This is a genomic window from Candidatus Woesearchaeota archaeon, from assembly GCA_016928155.1.
In the GTDB taxonomy this organism is placed as follows: Archaea; Nanobdellota; Nanobdellia; order Woesearchaeales; family JAFGLG01; genus JAFGLG01.
Genome location: JAFGLG010000005.1, coordinates 74,927 through 94,963 on the forward strand (window position 1 = coordinate 74,927; position 20,037 = coordinate 94,963).

Here is a 20,037-nt window from a genome sequence, read left to right on the forward strand (position 1 = left end):
CTAGAACTTCATGCCAGGCATGCCTCCTTTCTGGAACTTCTTCATCATCTTCTGCATATCCTTGGGATTCCCTGATCCCTTCAGCATCTTGACCATCTTCTTGGATTGGCGATACTGCTTCAGCAATTCCCTTATCTCTGTGATTGACCTGCCAGAGCCTCTTGAGATCCTATCCAACCTCTCTGCAGTCAGCAAATCAGGATCCTCAAGCTCCTCTTTAGTGCAGGAATCCATTATGAATCTCCAGACCTTAATCTTCTCCTCCTGCCCCTTGAGCATCTCCTTCGGTATGTTCATCTGGCCCATGCCAGGGATCAGTTCCATCACTTTTGTGAGAGGGCCCATCTTCTGCATGGCTTCCATCTGCTGATAAAGGTCGACAAGATTGAATTTCCCTTTCAGGAATTTCTTGCCAAGATCCTGGGCCTCTTCCTCTGACATCGCTTCCCTTGCTTTCTCCAGAAGAGACTCAATATCCCCCATGCCGAGCAATCTGCTTACAAAACGCTTCGGCTCAAATTCCTCGAGGTCATCGATCTTCTCCCCGACACCTATGAACCTGACATTGGCATCTGTAATTGCGCATGCTGACAAAGCGCCACCGCCTTTTGCAGTGCCGTCCATCTTTGTGATGATGACTCCGTTGACTCTCACAGTGTCATGAAAAGTCTGGGCCTGCTTCTCTGCTGCCTGGCCGATGTCAGCGCTGATGACAAGAAGGGATTCGCTCGGCTGGACAGCCTTGTTTATATCATTAAGCTCTTCGACAAGCTCATCATTGAGGGCATCACGCCCTGCACTGTCGACGATTACAATATCATATTTGTTCAGCTCAGGCTCAAATTTCCTGAATATCCTGACCGGGTCTTTTTCCTTGGGATCCCCGAATACAGGGACATTGATCTGCTTACCGAGAGTCTGCAGTTGGGTGAATGCAGCAGGACGCCAAGTGTCAGTGGAGATCATCACGACCTTGTGCCCTCGTTTTGAGAAGAACTTGCCTAATTTTGCAGTTGTTGTCGTCTTTCCGTTGCCGAACAGACCAACCATGAGGATCTTGAAAGGCTTCTGCTTTATCTCAGTCTTATGGCCTTCACCGCCCAAGAAATGCGCCAACTCATCATACACTATCTGGATAAGGTGCTCCTTCTTTGTAAGTCCGGGCGGAGAGTCATCCTTCAGGGCTTTCTCCTTTATCCTCCTTGTGAGGTCCAATACCAGCTTGACATTGACATCGCTCTGCAGGAGTGCTCTCTGGATGTCTTTGACCAGCTCATTGATGAGCTTCTCATCCACAAATACAACGCTGGCTATCTTGCTGAGCGTGTTCTTCAGGCTGCTGCCGAGCTTATCCAGTACCATGCTTAGGTTTGATAAGGAGAGTTTTTATAAAGGTTTAGGGGCAGGATTTAATTGATTTCTATATAGAAAATATTATAGACGCAATAAATAAATATTAGTTATATATAAGTATAATTATTGTATAACTAGGTGATAACATGGCAATCGAAGTGGAAGTGAAGAAATGGGGAAATTCATTGGGCATTGTGCTGCCTAAGGAGTTTGTATTGGATAAAGGGATCCATGCAGAGCAGAAGATATTGATAGAAGTAACTCCAAGGCTTGACATATCCCGACTATTCGGCAGGCTCAAACTGAAGAGGAAGATGACAGGGCAGGAATTCAAGGACATGGTGCGGGAAGGATGGAACTAAAAACATACTTCTTTGATACATATGCGCTTATGGAATTGGTGCTCCTGAACAAGGATTATCTCAGATTTGATAATTCAGGCTTCATAACGACAAGACTCAATCTTATGGAGCTGCATTATGGGATACTGAGAAAATATGGAGAAGAGACAGCAGACAGATTGATTGAATCACTAATGGCATACACCAGCACTGTGCCGAAGGATGTTGTTGTTGAAGCAAATAAGTTCAAGTATGGACACAGGAAGAAAAGATTGTCATATGTCGATTGTATTGGTTATATCATGGCTAAAAGAACAGGCATCAAATTCCTTACAGGAGACAAGGAATTTGAAGGCATGGAGAATGTCGAGTTTGTCAAATAGGTTTAAAATCCAGAACCTCAATAATATTCTTTGTGGTCAGTGTTATCACAATGGATTGATCCTGCAGTCTGACATCATTTGACCACAGAGGGCAGTCAAGCTTCTTAGCCAGAGCAAGTAAATCAATATCCTCCAGAAGCTCTTCATCAACAATCTGTTTCGTTAGCTGAGCAAGCTCTTCTTCATAATCTTCCAATGCAATGAAATCAACCCTTTCGACAAGCTCTTGCCTATAACTATTGAACTGAGATTCTGATATACTTGCCTTCTTCATTATCTCTTCCTTGTACTTATTGATCTCTTCAAGAGCAAATTCAGGAGAAAGCATAATCAAACCGTGACTGCAGAATTCCCTGAATACAGAACTTTCCCAAAAATATGTGAAAAGCACGTTGGAATCAATGACCAATACCATCTAGACCAGCTTCTTCTTTTTCAGATATTCCAAGCGTTGCTTTCTTGATCTTCTCTGCAATCCAACTGCCCACCCATTTATTTCGGATTCCTTCTCCAGTTTCTGCTTGAGGGATTGCTTCAGCTCCAACTGTCTAGTCTTTTCAATAATTGCGTTCCTGACAAAACCAGACCAGTTTATCTCATTGAATCTCTCCATCTTCTGCTTGACTTCAGCGGGAATTGCCAATGTGACACTTACCATGATATCACCATTTATGTTTTTTAACATAAATATGTTTAATAATTATATAAAGATTACTGAAATTAAATATATTTTCTATATTGATAAATATTGCAAAAGAATTATGATAATCCTTAAAAAGCAGGGCAGAATTGTGAATCTAAATGAAAGAAAAACTGGAAGTGTATGATCTGAATGATAAGCTGATCGGAATAGAAGATAGAGACAAATTCTACAAAGATATTGAAGCAGAATTCAAATCAACAGGTAAGATCACCAAAAAAGTGAAATCAATAAGAGTTTTATTGATGAATTCCAATGGTAGAATTTATCTTCAAAAAAGAAGCAAACACAAGGAAGTCAATCCGGGCTGTTATGACAAAACACTTGGTGGCCATGTTCCTGCTTCTCATTCATGGGACTTGACATTAATCAGGGAATGCGCAGAAGAGCTGGGATTTCCTGCTACAGTTTTGTCAATTGATGAATTTGACAAAGCAATTAAGGTAACAGATCTATCAGTTATTGGAATTTTCAAAAAGATTGATTATATCAAGGACTTCAAATCAAAAAGAAAGACAAGAAATGGAGATTATGTTGATCAACCCTGGATGACAACAATATTTTTTGGTTATTATGATGGTGCAATCAGATTTGTTGATGGGGAGAGTACGGGCATAGAAGTGTTCTCATTGAGTGAATTACAAGAGGATCTCAAAAAGTAACCAGACAGGTACACTGAAGATATTAAGATCATGATTGAAAAATATGAAAAATTCTTAAGGCCGATAGCATAATGGGAATACAGACTGAATACAATCCTGATCTTGCGCTTCGGGCGGCAGGGACAGTAGGAAGGAAAAAGGAAGAGTGTGTTCCAGAGGATATCTCTGCCGGAAGTATCTATGAATTTCTGAAGAAAGGGCAGAGAAATTATTGGCTTGAAGGAGAGCTGCCGCTTGTGATCACAAGAGGGAATCAGGAATTATCAAGACCGATAGCAAGCATAATAATCCTTGAAGCAACACATTTCATTTCTGAAGGGGAAGTCTGGACAAAAGGCAAGTACAGAATAATCGAGGTGTTCGGGGATGACAAGATCCATTTCGACGGATTTGCCAGAATCAGACCTTAACTGCTGAATTCTTAGTTTATAGAGATTCAGGGGCTTGAATTGTCAAATCAAAACATTTAAAAGCCACCGCATTTCTTTTGATAATATCAGCAAAAAGTAGTAGCTTAAGATTAAGTTTTTTACGCGTGCTTTTTCTGATTAAAACCATAAGAACAGTGAGGTAATAAAATGGAAGGAACTGTAAAGTTTTTCAACGACATGAAGGGTTTCGGTTTCATCACTGCTGAAGATGGCAAGGATTACTTTGTCCATCAGACAGCACTTGGTGAGGGAGTCACACTTCATGAAGGGGACGCTGTGACCTTTGACATCGAGCAAGGGGACAGGGGACCGAAAGCAGTCAATGTGAGCAAACAGTAAGCATTGCCTGAAACAAAATTTTCCCAAATTTTTCCATTTCTTTTTTTCCTTTTCTTGAGCCATGGATATCCTGCCTGTCTTAGAAGCAGTCAGACATGATGCAGTCATCACAAGACCCAATAAATTATTTTCATATATAAAAATATCCCCATAATCTCAGTATCATATAAATATAGTACCAACACCCACCATATCCACAAAACCTATTTAAAGGAAGGCCTTGCTCTTGTGACCTTATGGGGAGTAAAAACAAGAAGAACCCCTATGAAGGCAAATCAACATGGGGAAAGATCTGGCACTTCATCTGGGATGATGACTCTGTCTGGAGCTGGCTAGTGAACATTGTCCTCGCATTTGTCATCATCAAATTCTTGGTATATCCCGGGCTTGGGTTCATATTCCAGACATCACACCCGATAGTTGCAGTGGTATCCGGAAGCATGGAGCATGACGGAAGCTTTGACGACTGGTGGCAGGTGCACCAGATGTATTATGCTGATCTAGGGATAACAAGAGAAGAATTCCTCGAGTTCGATTTCAAGAACGGATTCAATACAGGCGACATCATGGTGCTCTACGGGAAAGACCCCGGAAAGATAGAAGCAGGCGATGTCATAGTGTACCGGAGCATGAGGCCTGACCCCATAATCCACAGGGTTGTCGAAGTCTGGGATGAAGACGGGGAAATGCATTTCCACACAAAAGGCGATCACAACACACAGGAGATAACCGACTATTTCCTCAACGGGATGAGGGTGAGCCCTGACACAGAAGGCGCAGTCAAATACCTCGACGAAAGAGACATCCCTGAAAATGACTACATAGGAAAAGCCGCAGTCAGGATACCCTGGCTCGGCTATGTCAAGATAATATTCGTGAAGCTTGTCGGATTCATGATAAGTCTCATAAGGTGATAAAATGTTCTGCCCAAAATGCGGCTCAATGCTCCTGCCAAAAAAAGACAATGGCAAGAAAGTCATGGCCTGCAGCTGCGGGTACAAATCCAGCGACACAGACTCTGCCAGGATAACAGAGAAGAGGAAGGATGACGGCAGAGGCCTTGAGATAATAGACAGGCAGCCGGATACATATCCCAAAGTAGAGGCAAAATGCGAGAAATGCGGACATGACAAGGCATTCTTCTCGACACAGCAGACAAGGGCGGGCGATGAGCCAGAGACAAAATTCTTCAAGTGCGAGAAATGCGGGCATATCTGGAGAGATTACAACTGATTCTCAGGACATTGTCTCTTCAGATGATAGAGGATTATGGCATTGACATCCAGGCCAATGAGCCTTGATTCCCTATCCAAATCCTTCATCCCAAGATAATTATCGCAGACACCTATCCTGATCGTAAGGCCTTCTGATTCAACTGTGTCAGGAGAAAAATACCCAGAACAATCAGTATTCATACCATCACAATGCCTGCAGTTAGTCTTATACATCCAGAATCACCGGGCAATGCGAGAATGACAGGAGGTATAAATATATTTCCTGAGAAAATGTCGTCCTTATCAGTGGATAATATGCAGGATCTTATCTTTTGAAGCCATGCCTGTCTTTATCTCCACCCTCCTGCCCAGCTGCTTAGAAACAAATCTCACAAGCTCCTTATTGGCCTTGCCCTTGTCAGGCGGTGCCTTGAACGCGATCTTCGGCAGGCCCCTGGCCTTGTCCATACCTAGGAATTCAGTCCTCGCAGAATTGGGCCTGACAAGAACCCTGAGAACATCACCCCTGACAAAATCCTTCAGTTCCATCTTCAAGGCCTGCTTATCTCTTCCAGGACAAAATCAATCTTCCTGTACAGCGCATTCAGATCACCCTGATTCAGGACCATGACATCAGCCATGACAATCGGGCCGCCCATGTCAAACTCCTCAATCATCTTCTTGTCCTTAAGCTTAGCCTGGTCATGAGTCAGATTCTTCGCCTCAGAAAGCCTCTGATAACGGGTGGATGCAGGCGAGAAAACACCGATCAGAACAAGATTCATGTATCTCTTCTTCAGAAACTTGTATTCGGACCAGGACAACAGGCAGTCGATAACAACATCTCTTCCCTCTTCCCTCAGCCTGTCTATCTCGGGGAGATTAAGCACGGCATATGCTGCAGAGCCATACTGATCGATGAACTCCTGCCGTATCCTTGCCTTGCTCTCCCTTGTCGGCTTCATGCCTCTCCTGACGACCTCATCATCAATGATCTTTCCCAGCTTGATGTACGAGAAACCCTTATCAGAGATATATTCAGCAGTCGTGGTCCTGCCAGATCCTGGCAGTCCGACAATACCAAGCATCTTCATACGCATGAATTATGAAAACAGATTATATAAATTTGATGGTTCCCAGGGCTCTGTGCGGAATCCCGGAGCTGCGACAGCGAAAATGCGCCATTTTCGGCTCACAACAAAGATTATGAGGACAGCTGGCACCTTATTCAAGTGTGGCACAAGGCCCTACGAACTGCTCACAAGAGAATAATTGATCAGGGAGCATCCCCCGCAACGCACCAGAACTAGAGTAAGCAAAGCATTCTGACCGCCAATGGCTTACTGGACAGACCAGTTTCTAAACAGGCACGCTTCCGGCAGAGATGCCCTTTATGTAGAATTCTATTATTATGAAGAACACATACATCAGCACAAGGGCTATGCCCTCGTTTACGGACAATCTTGACTCAGATTCCAGGAATGTCATGAACAGGAAACCGATGACAAGCATGAATACCGAGCTTGAGAGGAAGATGACAAAGTTCGCTTCGATAGGCATTATCAGAGCAGTCACACCAACAATGAAAGTCGAGTTTATGACAGTCGCACCGATTATATCACCCACTGACATCTCAGGATGCCCACCCAATGCAGCTTTCAATCCGAAGACAAGCTCGGGCAGGCTTGTGCCGACTGCAAGGAGGACCAGACCGACAAACATATAGCTGAAACCTATCTGGTCTGCAATGAATCCTGCATACCTGACCACAAACTTGGCGCTGACAAGCAGGATGGCTGCGCTTATCAGGAAAACCAGGAAATCCTTTGCCAAATGCTTCCTTGACACATGATCGATTGTCTTATGGAATTCCTTCCTCTGCTTAAGCAGGATCCGCATATATACAATGAATACAGCGATCAGGATAGCGCCGTCAATCCTGGAGATCTGATTGCCGAGGGTATAAAGGAAGAGCGGGAGAAGAGATATGACAAACATCATGATAGTGTCCTTCCTGACAGTCTTCGAGGTCACATTGATACCCCTCCCCACAATCACAATAAGCCCTATGATAAGACTCATGTTCACTATGTTTGAACCGATGACATTACCAAGAGCGAGGGCAGGAGTGCCATCCAGGGCAGCATTTATGCCGACCAAAAGCTCAGGCAATGAAGTTGAGAAAGCGACAAGGACAAAGCTGACAAGGAATTCGCTGTAACGCATGAACCTGGCGATTGTCGCAATCGATTTCACAAGATAAGCGCCTGATTCCACCATCACAAAGCAGGCCACCAAAAAAAGCAGCAGATTTGTTATTATCATGTCATACCTCTTTGATATGGCCCTATTTATATACCTATTTAAATGTTGCGCTATAAGGTTTGACAATCTATTTATACATCAGAACCTTGCTTTCCGATAAGAGGTACCATGATAAGGCTGAAGCACGGTGTCAGGCTGAGCCTTGACAAGGACTATGTATTTGACGGCAAGAGCGTGAAGGCTGGAGAGGTGCACCTGATCTCCCACGGACACTATGACCACATCCCTTCTAATTTCGAGCATGACAAGGTGATATGCTCAAAGGTGACAAAGAAGATAATAGAGTTCCGCAAGAGGATCAAGATCAGAAGGATGTTCAAATGGAATGTCAAGATGCTGGACGCAGGCCATGTTCTCGGCAGCACAATGTTCCTCGTCGACAAGAAAGTCCTCTACACAGGCGATTTCAATACCGTCCAGAAATACTGCGGGAAGGCAGAGCCCAGGAAATGCAGCACGCTCATAATCGACTCCACATTCGGCAAGCCGAAATACGAATTCCCCGAATACAATGACATCACAAAGGAGATAAGGGATTATGTCGAACATCTTCTCAAGAAAGAGCTGAAGATCATACTGTATGCATACTCATTCGGCAAGAGCCAGGAACTGTGCCATCTGCTGGACAGGGCAGGGATAGGATTCTCAGTCAGCAAGAGGATAGGGGAAGCCAATGACCACCTTGGGCTGAGCTACAGGAATGAAGAGCTCAAAGGGAATGTGTATATAACCAACTACCCTCAGATGCTCAGCAGCAAAGAGCATGTGAAGATCGGATTCTCAGGATGGGCAGCAGAGCCATACTATGAGCGGATAATGAAGATAGACAAGGCTTTTGTCCTCAGCAACCACTGCGATTTCCCTTCCCTGATGGAGTTCGTGAGGAAGTGCGGGCCGGACAGGGTGATGACGCACCACGGCTTCAATGTCGACCTGGCATATGAGATAAGGAAAAGGCTGGGCATAGAAGCAGAGCCGCTTCTTGAGGACCAGAAGCTTTTGACTAATTTCATGGATTGAAAAAATATTATTTCTTATTCTTAGTGCTTGCTGATGCTTGGCCTCAAATTGATCAGGGCAAGAAGAATTGCCCGAATGAAACAAACCATAGTCAGACTTTGCCCTGCAAAGTCTGTCTGCAAATTTTAGGCCTGCACTTAAAGCGCAGGATCATACTTGTCTGGACGGACAATGCCTCTATCTTGGATAAGAGAAAGACAGAGGAGTTAAGAACAACAAGCCATAAGTGGCCTGTCCGGAAAGTCCTAAAATAAGCAAAAAAATATTTTAGGTATCAGCCCACAATATACCTCAGTCCTTGTTGTCTTGGCTTTCCTGTTGAAGGTATATCCTCCAATTGTCTTTGTTAAAGCATGAAAGAGATTCCCATAAAATCAATTTATAGAATAATAATATTTTTGCACGATTTTAAAATAAGCAATTGCAACAATTATTCACATACCTTTGGACCTTCAGGATCCTTGTATTGTGCTGGTTGGAGGCCGAAGCCAGGACAGATATCAGAATAATATGTTGATTGATCCCACCCTCCTGCAGGGCATTTCTCAGAATTTCCAGGGTAATTCCAGGTGTATACTGAAGGATGCAAAGACCAGTGATGGAAATTACCAACATGATCATTGTAGATAGTTGTTGTATCATAGTCAATAAATGCCCCATTATTTTCAGTAAGATAGCGCGTAGCTGAATTGAAATAGTCTCCTATCGGGCCCCAATCCATCACCCTGTAGGCATTCTTATACAAGACAATGTTATATTCATGGGAATGACTTCCTCTTGCTGTAAAGACACATCTCCAGCTGACACCAAGCGACCTTAGTAATGCTGTCTTCAGATTAGTATGCTCCTGGCAGTCTGCGCAAAGCGTGCAATAAGGACAATTGCTATTGCAGCAAGGGCTGCCGCCCCTGTCCAAGACATCACTTACAGTTAGATGAGTTTCTTCAGACCCATCACCGGGAATGTAAAGATAAACATGGTTGTGCACATAATTTGAAATAGCTTCCAGATACTCATCGCTTGTGTCTAGCTCAGCATAAGGAGTGCCGTTTACAGCAGACCACCAATACAGGGCTTCCTGAGCCATCTGATAGACACGAGGGTCATCCAATGAAAACAAATATGCAGCATCACCATTTCCAGGAGCAGCTTCGGCAGGATTAAGACAATCTATTTTTTCAAAATCCGGAGGGTGAATGTATCTCTGTGGCGAGCCTATCCCTTGCAATGCCTGTCCAGCAACATTTTCTGAAATCAGCCTTCTTTCTTCTGATTTGACCCCGCCTTCAATAAAAAAACCCAAAGTGAATCCTGTCAATAAAGCAAGGAAAATGAATATCCAAAAATATTGAAATCCCTCTTTTGCCATAATATCTCCTTTCTTGTTCAATATTTTATTGAATTTATAAATATTGTGCTAAAAAAGGCTCTGTCCGGAATCTTGCTAACACTCGGGTTAGTGGCTTCAAAGTCCCAGTTAAAACCAATCCAAAGCTGACATTCCCCGAGCATGAAAGGCCACGCTAGCACCCCTAATCAAGTGGGACATAAAGCCCCACAGACAAACCCATATTGATAAGCATTTATCAGGAAGCATCCCCTTTGTCAACCAGAAAATCACTCATTAGGACTTTGACCTGATGCCACTAAACTACATCCCGGACAGAGCCGCTAAAAAAAAAAGGTCTGCCTGGAATATTACTTATTTCAATTTTACTTATTCCAATTTATGTTGGCTTCAAAATGCTTGCTGTATTTGCATAGGTGCTATGTTCGCTTTGCAAGTGAGCTCACAAGCTCGCTCATATCTACCAGAACAATCCCTCACAACGCACCCCATACCCATATTGGATGTCATTGACCATATGACAACAACTTTCAGGACAGACCCAGCCATAAGATAATATTTATAAAGGTAGGATGGAGACCATCAGACATGGACAATCCATCATTCAAGCGGGATATAAAGGATAAGAGCATCAGGGAAGGGACGATGCTAGAGATAAAAGGCTTTGATGCAGCTTCTGATGTGGGTCTTAAGGATCTTCCTGGATTGTACAAGAAGATAGGATTCCAGGCAACGCACCTCGGCCAGGCAGCTGAGATAATAGGCAAGATGAAAGGGAGTGCTATTTTTCTTGCTTGTACAAGCAACATTGTTTCATCTGGTCTTCGTGAGATGATTGCGCAGCTGGTTAGGGAGAAAAAGATTGTTGCGCTGATTACCAGCACCGGAGCAATTGAAGAGGACTGGATGAAATCACAGAAGCCTTTCCTTGCAGGGGATTTCAATGCAGATGATGTGCAGCTCAAGGAGAACGGCATGAACAGGATCGGGAACATATTTGTCCCTGATGAATATTATGGAAGGCTTGAAGACTTCCATATGGGATTCATTGCAGAGATGATGGCTAAGAAGAGAATATGGACACCATCAGAATATGTTCGCGAGATCGGATTGCGTATGGATGATGAGAATTCCATCCTTTATTGGGCTGCAAAGAACAATATCCCAATATTCTGCCCAGGATTTGTAGACGGGGCAATAGGGGACCATTTCTTTTTCTATAACCAGAACAAGCCAACTGAAGAGAAGATAGTGATCGACCAGGCAGGGGATGTCGAGAGGTTCTACAAGATGATACTCGCACCTGAGAAGATATCAGCAATCATCCTTGGAGGAGGGATAGCGAAACACCATCTCATCGGAGCATCAATAATCAGGGACGGGCTTGACTATGCAGTCTATGTGCAGACAGGAACAGAAGGTGATGGTTCGCTATCTGGAGCAAAACCAAAAGAAGCAGTAAGCTGGAACAAGCTCAAGGAAGGGAAGAATTCTGTGTGTATCGAAGCAGATGCAACGCTCGTGTTCCCTATACTCGCAGCAGGGCTGCTAGAATGAAATTCGTCGAGCTCAACAATCTCCTGAAAGCAAAAGGCCTGGCATCCACCGGCGGGCAGGCCAAGATCATGATAAGGTCAGGGAAAGTCCTTGTGAATGGGGATGCTGAAACGCGTGTCAGAAGAAAACTGGTTCCTGGAGACAGAGTAGAGGCAGCAGGACAGCAGTTCACAGTCAGGGAAGAGGAGTGCAGGCAGTCAAAATGAACCAAGACCTGACTGTTTTTCAGTCTTTGGGACCTCTTTACCATTGAAGCAATAGTCATAGAAGTCGCACTGGCCAGAGCTCCATTTGCATAGCGGGCTGGGATTCAGCGGATAATCAACCATCTTATCCGATTCTGTCAACGAATGGATCTGCTCTATGGCTGCTTGGGCGTTACGGATCATCCCCTCGCTGACAGACAGAAGATGCTCAGTGTCCTTAAGGAAGTAGATGCCGACTTTGCTGGGGACCTTGCCGAACCTTCTCTTGTAAAGCAGAGCATAAATCCCGAGCTGGAGCAGATAAGCATCAGTCATCTTAGGGGTCTTCGATGTCTTGTAATCCATCAGCCTGACGTTCCCATCAATCTCCTCCACAGTATCAATATAGCCCTGCACCATGAGCTCAGGGTCCCTGATGAAGACCTCACGCTTCGGAGTCAAAGCGGCGAAAGCCTCATTGAAAGAAAGGCCGATGCCCATGAACTTCTCCATCTTGCTGCTGAACTGGTTGACCCAGTTGACAAGCATCATCTGGGTCTCGTCATGATAGAACTGGAGCTCTTCAGGCGACAGGTCCAGCCCAGAGAAATCAGCACTGCCCCAGTGCTCCCTGAACAATTCAAGGATCCTCTTCTGGAAGACTGACCTGAAATTCCTCTGATCAGGCCCGAAATCAAAGAAATGCTCCAGAGCAGAATGCGCGACAGAACCCCTCACAAGGTGGATTGATGGGAGTGTCGGGAGCTTAAGGTTATAGATATAATAATATTTTCTCGGACACTGGAGATAGGTGTTTATTGATGAGGGAGACTGCACACGTTTCATAAGTTGACTAGAAAAAGAAGGGTTTTATAAAATTAATGGTGATTCGACCAGTGGGTTGTGGCATACAAACCAGATATACAAACCCCATATTGATGATATGTTGATGATATATTGATGCCTTGACTTCATCTGGATTCAAAATATGACCTGCATTTCTTCACATTTTCTTTTACGGCCAGCAGGCTACAGATGGATACATCACCGAGGTCTATGGCAAGGTGGCCAATGCAGTAATCCCTTTCAGTCTCATCACCATAAATCCGGCATAGGTCCGGGTCCTTCCTGGCAGCAATAGTCTTCCTTATGCAGACATGATTCTCCTCATGATTGTCAACTGATGAATTCTCACCCAGCTCTACATCAAAGACAGTCTCACATAGGAATACATCACCTTCAGAGACAGCTTTCTGGACAATGCAAGCAAGCTGCTGCTGAGCATCTCCTTCCCTGCATTCTGGAGGCATTTCCCTTATTTCATAGTACACATCAGAATCATGGATTCCTATATCTTCTGAACCGACACCTGTAAAAACATCTCCAGTCCTGCCGAGAGAGCATCCTGCCAAAAAAACTGCAGAAATCATGAAAATGACCAATGACAAACGGACCAATGACAAGCTCATAAAGGAACACCTCTTTTTGCATCCGGCATATCAAATCCAGGATACACTTATTTATAAAGCTTTCAGGAGTTGAGGAAAACCAGGTTGGAGAGTGCATGCCTGATGAATACATTGCAGTACAGGACCCTCACAATCGGATAGCTTGCAAATTTCCTGTCATCCAGCATCCTTACAGCTGAATCAGCCAATGAACGCCCCCTATCCCTGAGCTCCTGAAAAGAGTTGACATCTATCCTGAATATACTAGCCCTGAACAAATCGAAGAAATCCTCGAACCTTCTCAGAAGAACGACAAATTCCTTTCTTGGCCTGCCGCACGCTGAAAGCTGTTCATACAGGTGGTAGTAATGATGCGTCAGCTTTTCAAGAGTCCTCATCAGCCCGATATAACCATATCCCTTGTCTCCGTAAAGCCGGTTCTTGACGACAGCACGATGGCAGTATTCCCTGAACTTCCTCTGGTTGTCAGCGATATCCCTCACTGTGTCAAGATTCCCCATCCCGCCTTTCTCAAAATCCTTTCTTGTGATCTCCAGGATAGTCCTGACAATCTGGCACATCTTGAGAAGTTTCTTGTCTATGTCCAGCTCCTCATGCTCCATAATGGACTTCACAGTGCAGGATTTTGGCTCCTGATCCGTTATCTCGAATCCCATGAGATTGGCGACATTCTGCTGGACAGCCTTATAGATGCACTCATCATCATACGCTATGCTTATCTCATCATAGCCCCGCCTGTAAAGGCTTCCGAGCAAAGAGCGGACAAGCCTCACATCATCTTTCCTGAGCTTCAAGGAGGTCTTTTTCCATGCTTTCCTCGATGCTTTTGTTATGACAAGCTCTCCATCGCGCTCTTCGATATCAACCTCATCCCCTGGATGCAGGCCTTTGGAATCAATCCATTTCTTCGGGATATAAAGAGTGGTGCCACCGATGCCCTGACGTATCAGTTTGCGTTTCATGCTGTGGGGGTTAATATTGTTATATATTAATTTTTTGTTTTTAATATGTCCTAATATTAAACATATCAATAATATATTAATACTTTAAAATTATCATTATACAGTAATAAACCATCCTTCACTTATGAGGCAATACAATGAGTTATGAGAATCCAAAGTGGGAAAAAGATAATGATATGCATATTCTTGGATTAGGCCAGAGGTCCGGCATAGCTGTCAGGGCATGTGATGATTGTGATGGAATCAGGCAATATCAGGTTGAAATCAGGGAAAACAGAAGATATTCCCTTGTGCAGTACAATCCTCTGACAGATGAGCTTGTGATGATACCTGTAGATAGGAGTACAGGAGAAACCATCCTTCGGCACAGGTGGTTTGTCGAAGAGATCCCAGGACTACCATCTGAACTCAAAGGAGGGCTTGAACTGCTCTTCGACAGGATAACAGAAGCATCAGATCATCCGCATCAGTAGGTGAAAAAAATGAATATTGAAGAGATGAAGAAAAAGCATCCAAGCTGGTTCACAGCAGTCGGAGAGACACCAGAAGAATATGTCAAAAGAGTCACAGAAGGATTGCCGAACAGGGCAGAGAAGTTCAAAAGGCTACTTGGATCTTACAGGAAGATAATGGAATGGGATGATACAGATCTCAGGATAAATATCAGGAACCAGGAATTGCTAGTCATTGATCCTGTGACAAACCATCCAGAAACGCCGCCAGCAGTCATATTCTCAATACTTGACAGGAAAGTCAATGGCATCTCAAGAATATATTTTGAGGGAACCTATTTTGAAAAAGTAAAAGAATACCATGAAAGAAGAGGATATTGGACAGAACAGAATCCTTGGGCAGGATGCGAGCTCAGACTCCGCCCCTGCATCAGCCTCAAAGCAATGGATATACAGGATGACCAAGGCCGCAGAGAAGTGCTGCTGATCGCAGACTACAACTTGGCGGGAAAGCGTGAGATTGTCAGATATGACCCCCACACAGGCGAGATAGCCGCAAGGAACTCCGATGACATGCCGAATGACATACTGAATTTTAGCGGCGTCTACCTTGATCCGCATCAAAGGAACCAGCTAGCACATTATATCAAAGAGGGGACCAGGAGGGCCGGATTATCTGGACAGATGAAGCAGGACCTTGAAGCGATTACGCAGAAACTGTCTGTAAGAGATCCTGCAATAGTCGGCACAGACATGACAATACATCTCGGAAGATATGGTGAATAAAGATGAAAAAGATAATATTGATGGTCTTGACTGTGATAGTGCTCCTCTCCTCACCGAGCGCCATTGCACTCATGCCAAAGGACAGCGGATCATGCAAAGTACAGGCATTCGGATTCCAGGAAGAGCAGCTATCCGTGCATAACACTGCATACTGGGAAATACTGACAAAAGACTGCAAAGGCGGATTCATGGTGAACATGCATGACACAGCGACAGGGAATGCCGTGGCATCAGTCATCTTCAATATACAGAATGATTTCCAGCACACCACAGGCAGATTCGTTGCAGCACCGCAAGGCAGCCTGATACTCCAAGCATACAGGATAACACCCAATGGTGATGTAATCTATCTAGGCAGCTCGATCCAGAAAGGGAAACCAGAATGGGGATATTATCCAGTGCTTGAGGTGACAGGATGAGACCAGAAGACAGGCAATACACCCAGATAGGACAAGAGAATGGATTTGAGGTAGAGCCGAAAACAGTAGGTCCTGTTGAAGGGTATACCGCAAGAAGGGACAGATTACCATTTGACATAACATTCAGTTATCACCCTGGAAACAATGAGTATGAATTCTTCCTCGGGCTTGATGCCACGGAACTCTCAGGAAGCGGAATGATATACAGGGCAGTCGGACTGATGGATGTTGTTGACCAGCACCTGAAGAGAAGATTCAGAAGAAATGATATCAGCTCTGACAGAGGATGCATCGATTTCGTCTACATGGTGCCGAATAAGGATTTCAAGGAGAACCCAGAAGCAACAAGACCATTCTTCAAAACCCTTGATCAGGCCATAAGACAATATGATGAAGCGTTCCCTCAGAATTGAAAATGCAAACCCAGGAATGGTTCAGTTCAGGAGGCGAATATATTCTAATCCTGTCCCCAGGATACCTGACAGCAGGACAGATCAGGGGATATTTTGACCTTTTTGCAAAAACAGAAGGGATTCGCGGATGGGTGGATCACAGGAGATGCACATAACAAACCACATCTGAGAATATGAAATCAACTGCCTTGCACAAAAGTCTTCTCTCCTGCCCTGCACTGTGGCGGATTTGACTCCATTATAGGATAGCCTGCTGCTTTGCATTCTTCAAAGCTGTTGATGTTCTCTGTCTGGCAGGGTGCGAACTCACAATTCGGACCTGTCCTCCCTACTGCAGTGCCGTCAGGGCAGATCTTTGCATCAGCTGTGCATACTGTCTGGGCAGGAGTGCATCCTGCAAGAAATACCAACAGAGCAGCAAGGATCAGTGTTCTCATAGAAGGAGAGAATCAAACAGGGTTATTAAATGTTTCAAAAATATTTATAAATATGTATATCAATCAATCATCAAAAGAGGTGTTGCATGAAAGAAAATCATCTATATCTAATCACAATCTGTGTTGTAGGAATTGTGGCACTGTTTCTTACATTATCCTCGAGCTTCAGCCCATCAGGGACAGATCTTGTGGGACAGGGGCTGACCCCGGCAGAGAGAATAGTGGACATACAATATGAGGTTGTGCGAGAATTTGATTATGAAAGTGGTTCATCATTTACAAATGTTTATTGCCCACAAGGAAAGTATGTACTCGGGGGATTCTGTTCAGCAACCCAAGTCACGTCTTTCTATGCTTCTGATCATGGCGGAGATGGTTATTATGACCTGTGGACATGCGTAGTAGAACCGGGCGGCAGCCTCCCAGTTGTTGCAGGAGTAATCTGCGGGAAGGTCAAGTGAACATTTAAATAGATTATTTCATTTCTACTTATCATGAAAAAGTATATCCTGCTTATCTCCCTTGCGCTGATCATCATATCAGGCTGTGCAGAGCACACAGAGGACAATCCTCTTGATGCGAAAACAAAAGAGAAATGCCTCTACCTCGCATCAGAGAAAGCCAAACTCGAGTACGCAGAATGCCTGAGCACAACCTTTGAAGACTGCCCTGCGGCAGAGATGTACAGGCACAATGCGATAATATGCATCGCAAACCTGGCAAAGAGGAACAATAATTTGACAATTTGCAGTGATGAAGGCATCATGACAGAAATCTGCGAGACCTACACACGGCTGATGAACAAAGGCAATCTTACAGAACCCTGTGTGGCATATTCTGAGGAACTGTGCATCTTCCAGTATAATGCAGAAAACTAGAATCTCCTTTGCCTTGATTGGGCAGGATTTCTTCTCGGACCGAATCTCTCACCCTGACGGCCCTGCTGCTGACCCCGGCCCTGTCTGCCCTGCTGACCCTGACGAGGCGCTGGACCACGCCCCCTTCCTTGATTGCCCCTGAAACCACTCCTGCCTTCCCTGAAACCGGTTCTGGGCTGATCAATCTTCACCCTTATCTTATCGATAAAAGGCCTCTCCATCTTCTCGATCTGGAGATCATAATCCTTGAACACCCTTGACATATTGTCATGATCCCTAGGCGACAGGATATTTATCGCTATCCCATCCTTGCCGGCCCTGGCAGTCCTCCCGATCCTGTGGATGTACTGCTTGCTCTCTTTCGGGATATCATAATTGTATACGTGGGTCACGCCCTTTATATCAAGGCCGCGTGCAGCCACATCTGTGCAGACCAGGACCTTGAAGCTCTTATTGTGAAAATCATCCATTGTCCTTGTCCTCTTTGCCTGGGTGAAGCCTCCATGAATAGCTAAGGCACTGATGCCTGAAAGCTTAAGATTCCTCGCCACAAAATCAGTGTTCCTCTGCGTGTTGCAGAATATCATCGCCAGGCCCGCCTGCTCATTCCTCAAAAGATGGACCAGAAGAGAGAACTTCATGTTATCCTCGACATCATAATATACCTGCTTCAGCTTCTTAGGGTCGACATAGGAATCCACTGATACCTTGACTGCGTCATGCATATACCTCTTGGAAAGGCTGGCCAAGTCAGGGGGTATGGTCGCTGAGAAAAGCAGTGTCTGCCTCTCTTTCGGACACACCTTTATGATCCTCTCGACATCATCGATGAAACCCATGTCAAGCATCCTGTCAGCCTCGTCAAGCACAAGGATCCTGACCTTCGAAAAGTTGACAGTGCCCCGGCTCATATGATCAAGTATCCTGCCCGGAGTGCCGACAACAACATCAGCTGTCCTCAGCTTGCTCATCTGGGGATCTATAGCAACACCGCCATAGACCACTGCAACCTGCAATGGCTTGTACTTTGAGAATTTTATCAGCTCCTTGTGTATCTGCTCCGCAAGCTCGCGAGTAGGGGTGAGGATCAGTGCCTGTATGCCTCTCCCTCTCTCTGAATTCTGGATGATACCTGCACCAAAAGCAAGTGTCTTGCCAGAGCCTGTTGCGGATCCTGCAATGACATCCTTGCCTGACAGGATCAGAGGGATGGATTTCTGCTGGATATCGCTGGGACTAACAAACTGCTGGTCTTTTATAGCCTTCAATATCGGCTCAATCAATTTCAAATCCGTGAACTCATTCATGATAATCTCAAGAAAAAGTCAAAACTTGCTTTTTCTTATGGACCTCGATATACTCAAAAAAGTGCTCCTCTTTATAAATCTTTACATAATCAACCGAAAATCCGGACTTTTTGTCCCAGTAATGCATAATGATGGCCAACTGAATATTTAAGTGAAAAAGGAAAAAATCAGGCCATATGAAAAATCTTGCCAAATATGTCATAGGCCTGCTGACTGTGCTTCTCCTAAGACTGATGCCCCACCCACCGAATGTGGAGCCGATAATGGCAACAATGATGCCATTCGCGAAACGATGGGGTTGGATGTCCGGTCTGGTTTTCACATCACTTGCGATGCTCCTCTTTGACTTAATCACGAGGACAATAGGTGTGTGGTCAATACTGACAATTGGGACCTATTGCCTGATATCCTCTTGCGCTGGGATTTACCTGAAACAAAGAGAGAACAAGATAAGATATTATGTGGGTTTTGCCATAATCGGCACTATCATCTATGATGCAATAACCGGCATTGGTACAGGCATGATATTCTTCAACCAGAGCTTCATGGACACCCTGATCGGACAGATACATTTCACACTCTATCATCTGGCAGGCAATGTCCTCCTGTCAGCAACCCTCTCGCCTTTGCTTTATAAATGGGCACTGGATAACCCAAACCTCGAGACAGAGGCTATAATGGCCAAAATCGGGGCTTTAGCATGAAAGGATAAATTTAAATACAAGAGATATAAAAACCATGCCAAGCTATACAGATGACCTATTTCCAGTTCATGTGTATATAGCTAAGAAAATGAATAGGTGAAGAATATGGGATATGAAGATAGGAGCGACCGAGGATTTGACAGGGGCGCAGGCAGAGGCGGCGGAAGAGGATTCAGAGGAGGCCGCGATTTCGGTCCAAAGGAAATGCACAAAGCAACCTGCTCAGAATGCGGACAAGAATGCGAAGTCCCGTTCAAACCAGGAAAGGATGCAGACGGCAATCCGAGACCAGTATACTGCAAAGAATGCTACAGGAAAAGGAAAAGCTACTGATTCTAAAAGATAAAAAAAT

The 20,037-nt window shown here is 44.6% G+C and carries 31 protein-coding genes; 18 read left to right on the forward strand and 13 right to left on the reverse strand.

The window, feature by feature from the left end; all coding sequences use genetic code 11:
- Nucleotides 1–1,362 (reverse strand): signal recognition particle protein, encoded by a 1,362-nt coding sequence (ffh, locus tag JW968_02050; protein ID MBN1385739.1) that lies wholly within the window; start codon nt 1,360–1,362, stop codon nt 1–3.
- A 137-nt stretch (nt 1,363–1,499) separates the two neighbouring features.
- Here ffh and JW968_02055 point away from each other — a divergent pair, with 137 nt between their 5' ends.
- Both JW968_02055 and JW968_02060 read left to right on the forward strand, forming a co-directional pair.
- Nucleotides 1,500–1,715 (forward strand): AbrB/MazE/SpoVT family DNA-binding domain-containing protein, encoded by a 216-nt coding sequence (locus tag JW968_02055; protein ID MBN1385740.1) that lies wholly within the window; start codon nt 1,500–1,502, stop codon nt 1,713–1,715.
- Entirely contained in the window at nt 1,706–2,077 is a 372-nt protein-coding gene (locus JW968_02060; GenBank protein MBN1385741.1) for a PIN domain-containing protein, read from the forward strand. The genes JW968_02055 and JW968_02060 overlap by 10 nt, the downstream gene beginning before the upstream one ends.
- Here the strand turns inward: JW968_02060 and JW968_02065 are convergent.
- Nucleotides 2,070–2,492: a hypothetical protein gene (locus JW968_02065; GenBank protein ID MBN1385742.1), complete on the reverse strand. Its 423-nt coding sequence runs from the start codon at nt 2,490–2,492 to the stop codon at nt 2,070–2,072. The genes JW968_02060 and JW968_02065 overlap by 8 nt on opposite strands.
- Nucleotides 2,493–2,762, reverse strand: a complete 270-nt coding sequence (locus JW968_02070; GenBank protein MBN1385743.1) for a hypothetical protein — start codon at nt 2,760–2,762, stop codon at nt 2,493–2,495.
- Between the two features lie 116 nt (nt 2,763–2,878).
- Between JW968_02070 and JW968_02075 the strand changes: the two genes are divergently transcribed.
- The 5 genes from JW968_02075 (at nt 2,879) to JW968_02095 (ending at nt 5,442) form a co-directional block, all read left to right on the forward strand.
- Nucleotides 2,879–3,439 carry an NUDIX domain-containing protein gene (locus JW968_02075; GenBank protein MBN1385744.1) on the forward strand — a complete coding sequence of 187 codons (561 nt, stop codon included), beginning with the start codon at nt 2,879–2,881 and terminating at the stop codon, nt 3,437–3,439.
- A gap of 71 nt (nt 3,440–3,510) precedes the next feature.
- On the forward strand, nt 3,511–3,849 hold the full coding sequence (locus JW968_02080; protein MBN1385745.1) for a hypothetical protein: 339 nt from the start codon (nt 3,511–3,513) through the stop codon (nt 3,847–3,849).
- A 168-nt stretch (nt 3,850–4,017) separates the two neighbouring features.
- Nucleotides 4,018–4,209 (forward strand): cold shock domain-containing protein, encoded by a 192-nt coding sequence (locus tag JW968_02085; GenBank protein ID MBN1385746.1) that lies wholly within the window; start codon nt 4,018–4,020, stop codon nt 4,207–4,209.
- 236 nt (nt 4,210–4,445) lie between these two features.
- A complete protein-coding gene (locus JW968_02090) occupies nt 4,446–5,123 on the forward strand; it encodes a signal peptidase I (protein ID MBN1385747.1) in 678 nt (225 codons plus the stop codon).
- Nucleotides 5,124–5,127: 4 nt separating this feature from the next.
- On the forward strand, nt 5,128–5,442 hold the full coding sequence (locus JW968_02095) for a transcription factor S (GenBank protein MBN1385748.1): 315 nt from the start codon (nt 5,128–5,130) through the stop codon (nt 5,440–5,442).
- Here JW968_02095 and JW968_02100 read toward each other — a convergent pair.
- The 4 genes from JW968_02100 to JW968_02115 all read right to left on the reverse strand — a co-directional run bounded on the left by JW968_02100 (nt 5,433) and on the right by JW968_02115 (nt 7,748).
- Nucleotides 5,433–5,657 (reverse strand): hypothetical protein, encoded by a 225-nt coding sequence (locus tag JW968_02100; protein ID MBN1385749.1) that lies wholly within the window; start codon nt 5,655–5,657, stop codon nt 5,433–5,435. The two genes, JW968_02095 and JW968_02100, sit on opposite strands and share 10 nt — an antisense overlap.
- Before the next feature lie 69 nt (nt 5,658–5,726).
- Entirely contained in the window at nt 5,727–5,972 is a 246-nt protein-coding gene (locus JW968_02105) for a YggU family protein (GenBank protein ID MBN1385750.1), read from the reverse strand.
- Between the two features lie 2 nt (nt 5,973–5,974).
- Nucleotides 5,975–6,517: an AAA family ATPase gene (locus JW968_02110; GenBank protein ID MBN1385751.1), complete on the reverse strand. Its 543-nt coding sequence runs from the start codon at nt 6,515–6,517 to the stop codon at nt 5,975–5,977.
- Between the two features lie 265 nt (nt 6,518–6,782).
- Entirely contained in the window at nt 6,783–7,748 is a 966-nt protein-coding gene (locus JW968_02115; protein ID MBN1385752.1) for a sodium:calcium antiporter, read from the reverse strand.
- A 108-nt stretch (nt 7,749–7,856) separates the two neighbouring features.
- Here JW968_02115 and JW968_02120 point away from each other — a divergent pair, with 108 nt between their 5' ends.
- Nucleotides 7,857–8,768 carry a hypothetical protein gene (locus JW968_02120; protein MBN1385753.1) on the forward strand — a complete coding sequence of 304 codons (912 nt, stop codon included), beginning with the start codon at nt 7,857–7,859 and terminating at the stop codon, nt 8,766–8,768.
- 430 nt (nt 8,769–9,198) lie between these two features.
- On the opposite strand, the gene JW968_02125 is transcribed toward JW968_02120, so the two are convergent.
- Nucleotides 9,199–10,137, reverse strand: a complete 939-nt coding sequence (locus JW968_02125; protein ID MBN1385754.1) for a hypothetical protein — start codon at nt 10,135–10,137, stop codon at nt 9,199–9,201.
- A gap of 567 nt (nt 10,138–10,704) precedes the next feature.
- Between JW968_02125 and JW968_02130 the strand changes: the two genes are divergently transcribed.
- Nucleotides 10,705–11,673 (forward strand): deoxyhypusine synthase, encoded by a 969-nt coding sequence (locus tag JW968_02130; protein MBN1385755.1) that lies wholly within the window; start codon nt 10,705–10,707, stop codon nt 11,671–11,673.
- Nucleotides 11,670–11,879, forward strand: coding sequence for an RNA-binding S4 domain-containing protein (locus tag JW968_02135; protein MBN1385756.1), 210 nt, complete (start codon nt 11,670–11,672; stop codon nt 11,877–11,879). Before JW968_02130 ends, JW968_02135 begins: the two co-directional genes overlap by 4 nt.
- Here JW968_02135 and JW968_02140 read toward each other — a convergent pair.
- From JW968_02140 to JW968_02150, 3 genes are all read right to left on the reverse strand, one after another.
- Entirely contained in the window at nt 11,871–12,704 is an 834-nt protein-coding gene (locus JW968_02140) for a PD-(D/E)XK nuclease family protein (protein MBN1385757.1), read from the reverse strand. The genes JW968_02135 and JW968_02140 overlap by 9 nt on opposite strands.
- Before the next feature lie 125 nt (nt 12,705–12,829).
- Nucleotides 12,830–13,327, reverse strand: a complete 498-nt coding sequence (locus JW968_02145) for a hypothetical protein (GenBank protein ID MBN1385758.1) — start codon at nt 13,325–13,327, stop codon at nt 12,830–12,832.
- A gap of 62 nt (nt 13,328–13,389) precedes the next feature.
- Nucleotides 13,390–14,289, reverse strand: a complete 900-nt coding sequence (locus JW968_02150) for a hypothetical protein (GenBank protein ID MBN1385759.1) — start codon at nt 14,287–14,289, stop codon at nt 13,390–13,392.
- 137 nt (nt 14,290–14,426) lie between these two features.
- On the opposite strand from JW968_02150, the gene JW968_02155 reads away from it, so the two are divergent.
- From JW968_02155 to JW968_02170, 4 genes are read left to right on the forward strand one after another with little or no spacing between them, the layout of a single operon-like run.
- A complete protein-coding gene (locus JW968_02155) occupies nt 14,427–14,762 on the forward strand; it encodes a hypothetical protein (GenBank protein MBN1385760.1) in 336 nt (111 codons plus the stop codon).
- A gap of 9 nt (nt 14,763–14,771) precedes the next feature.
- On the forward strand, nt 14,772–15,527 hold the full coding sequence (locus tag JW968_02160; protein ID MBN1385761.1) for a hypothetical protein: 756 nt from the start codon (nt 14,772–14,774) through the stop codon (nt 15,525–15,527).
- A 2-nt stretch (nt 15,528–15,529) separates the two neighbouring features.
- A complete protein-coding gene (locus JW968_02165; GenBank protein ID MBN1385762.1) occupies nt 15,530–15,946 on the forward strand; it encodes a hypothetical protein in 417 nt (138 codons plus the stop codon).
- Complete coding sequence (locus JW968_02170; protein MBN1385763.1) at nt 15,943–16,359, forward strand: hypothetical protein; 417 nt, start codon at nt 15,943–15,945, stop codon at nt 16,357–16,359. Before JW968_02165 ends, JW968_02170 begins: the two co-directional genes overlap by 4 nt.
- 179 nt (nt 16,360–16,538) lie before the next feature.
- Here JW968_02170 and JW968_02175 read toward each other — a convergent pair whose 3' ends face one another.
- A complete protein-coding gene (locus JW968_02175) occupies nt 16,539–16,796 on the reverse strand; it encodes a hypothetical protein (protein MBN1385764.1) in 258 nt (85 codons plus the stop codon).
- Nucleotides 16,797–16,882: 86 nt separating this feature from the next.
- On the opposite strand from JW968_02175, the gene JW968_02180 reads away from it, so the two are divergent.
- Both JW968_02180 and JW968_02185 read left to right on the forward strand, forming a co-directional pair.
- Nucleotides 16,883–17,257, forward strand: coding sequence for a hypothetical protein (locus JW968_02180; protein MBN1385765.1), 375 nt, complete (start codon nt 16,883–16,885; stop codon nt 17,255–17,257).
- Between the two features lie 33 nt (nt 17,258–17,290).
- Nucleotides 17,291–17,674 carry a hypothetical protein gene (locus tag JW968_02185; protein ID MBN1385766.1) on the forward strand — a complete coding sequence of 128 codons (384 nt, stop codon included), beginning with the start codon at nt 17,291–17,293 and terminating at the stop codon, nt 17,672–17,674.
- Here the strand turns inward: JW968_02185 and JW968_02190 are convergent.
- Nucleotides 17,671–18,942, reverse strand: a complete 1,272-nt coding sequence (locus JW968_02190) for a DEAD/DEAH box helicase (protein MBN1385767.1) — start codon at nt 18,940–18,942, stop codon at nt 17,671–17,673. The two genes, JW968_02185 and JW968_02190, sit on opposite strands and share 4 nt — an antisense overlap.
- A 215-nt stretch (nt 18,943–19,157) precedes the next feature.
- On the opposite strand from JW968_02190, the gene JW968_02195 reads away from it, so the two are divergent.
- Nucleotides 19,158–19,685 carry a hypothetical protein gene (locus tag JW968_02195; GenBank protein MBN1385768.1) on the forward strand — a complete coding sequence of 176 codons (528 nt, stop codon included), beginning with the start codon at nt 19,158–19,160 and terminating at the stop codon, nt 19,683–19,685.
- A 105-nt stretch (nt 19,686–19,790) separates the two neighbouring features.
- Nucleotides 19,791–20,018, forward strand: coding sequence for a DNA-directed RNA polymerase (locus JW968_02200; protein ID MBN1385769.1), 228 nt, complete (start codon nt 19,791–19,793; stop codon nt 20,016–20,018).
- Nucleotides 20,019–20,037 lie beyond the last annotated feature (19 nt).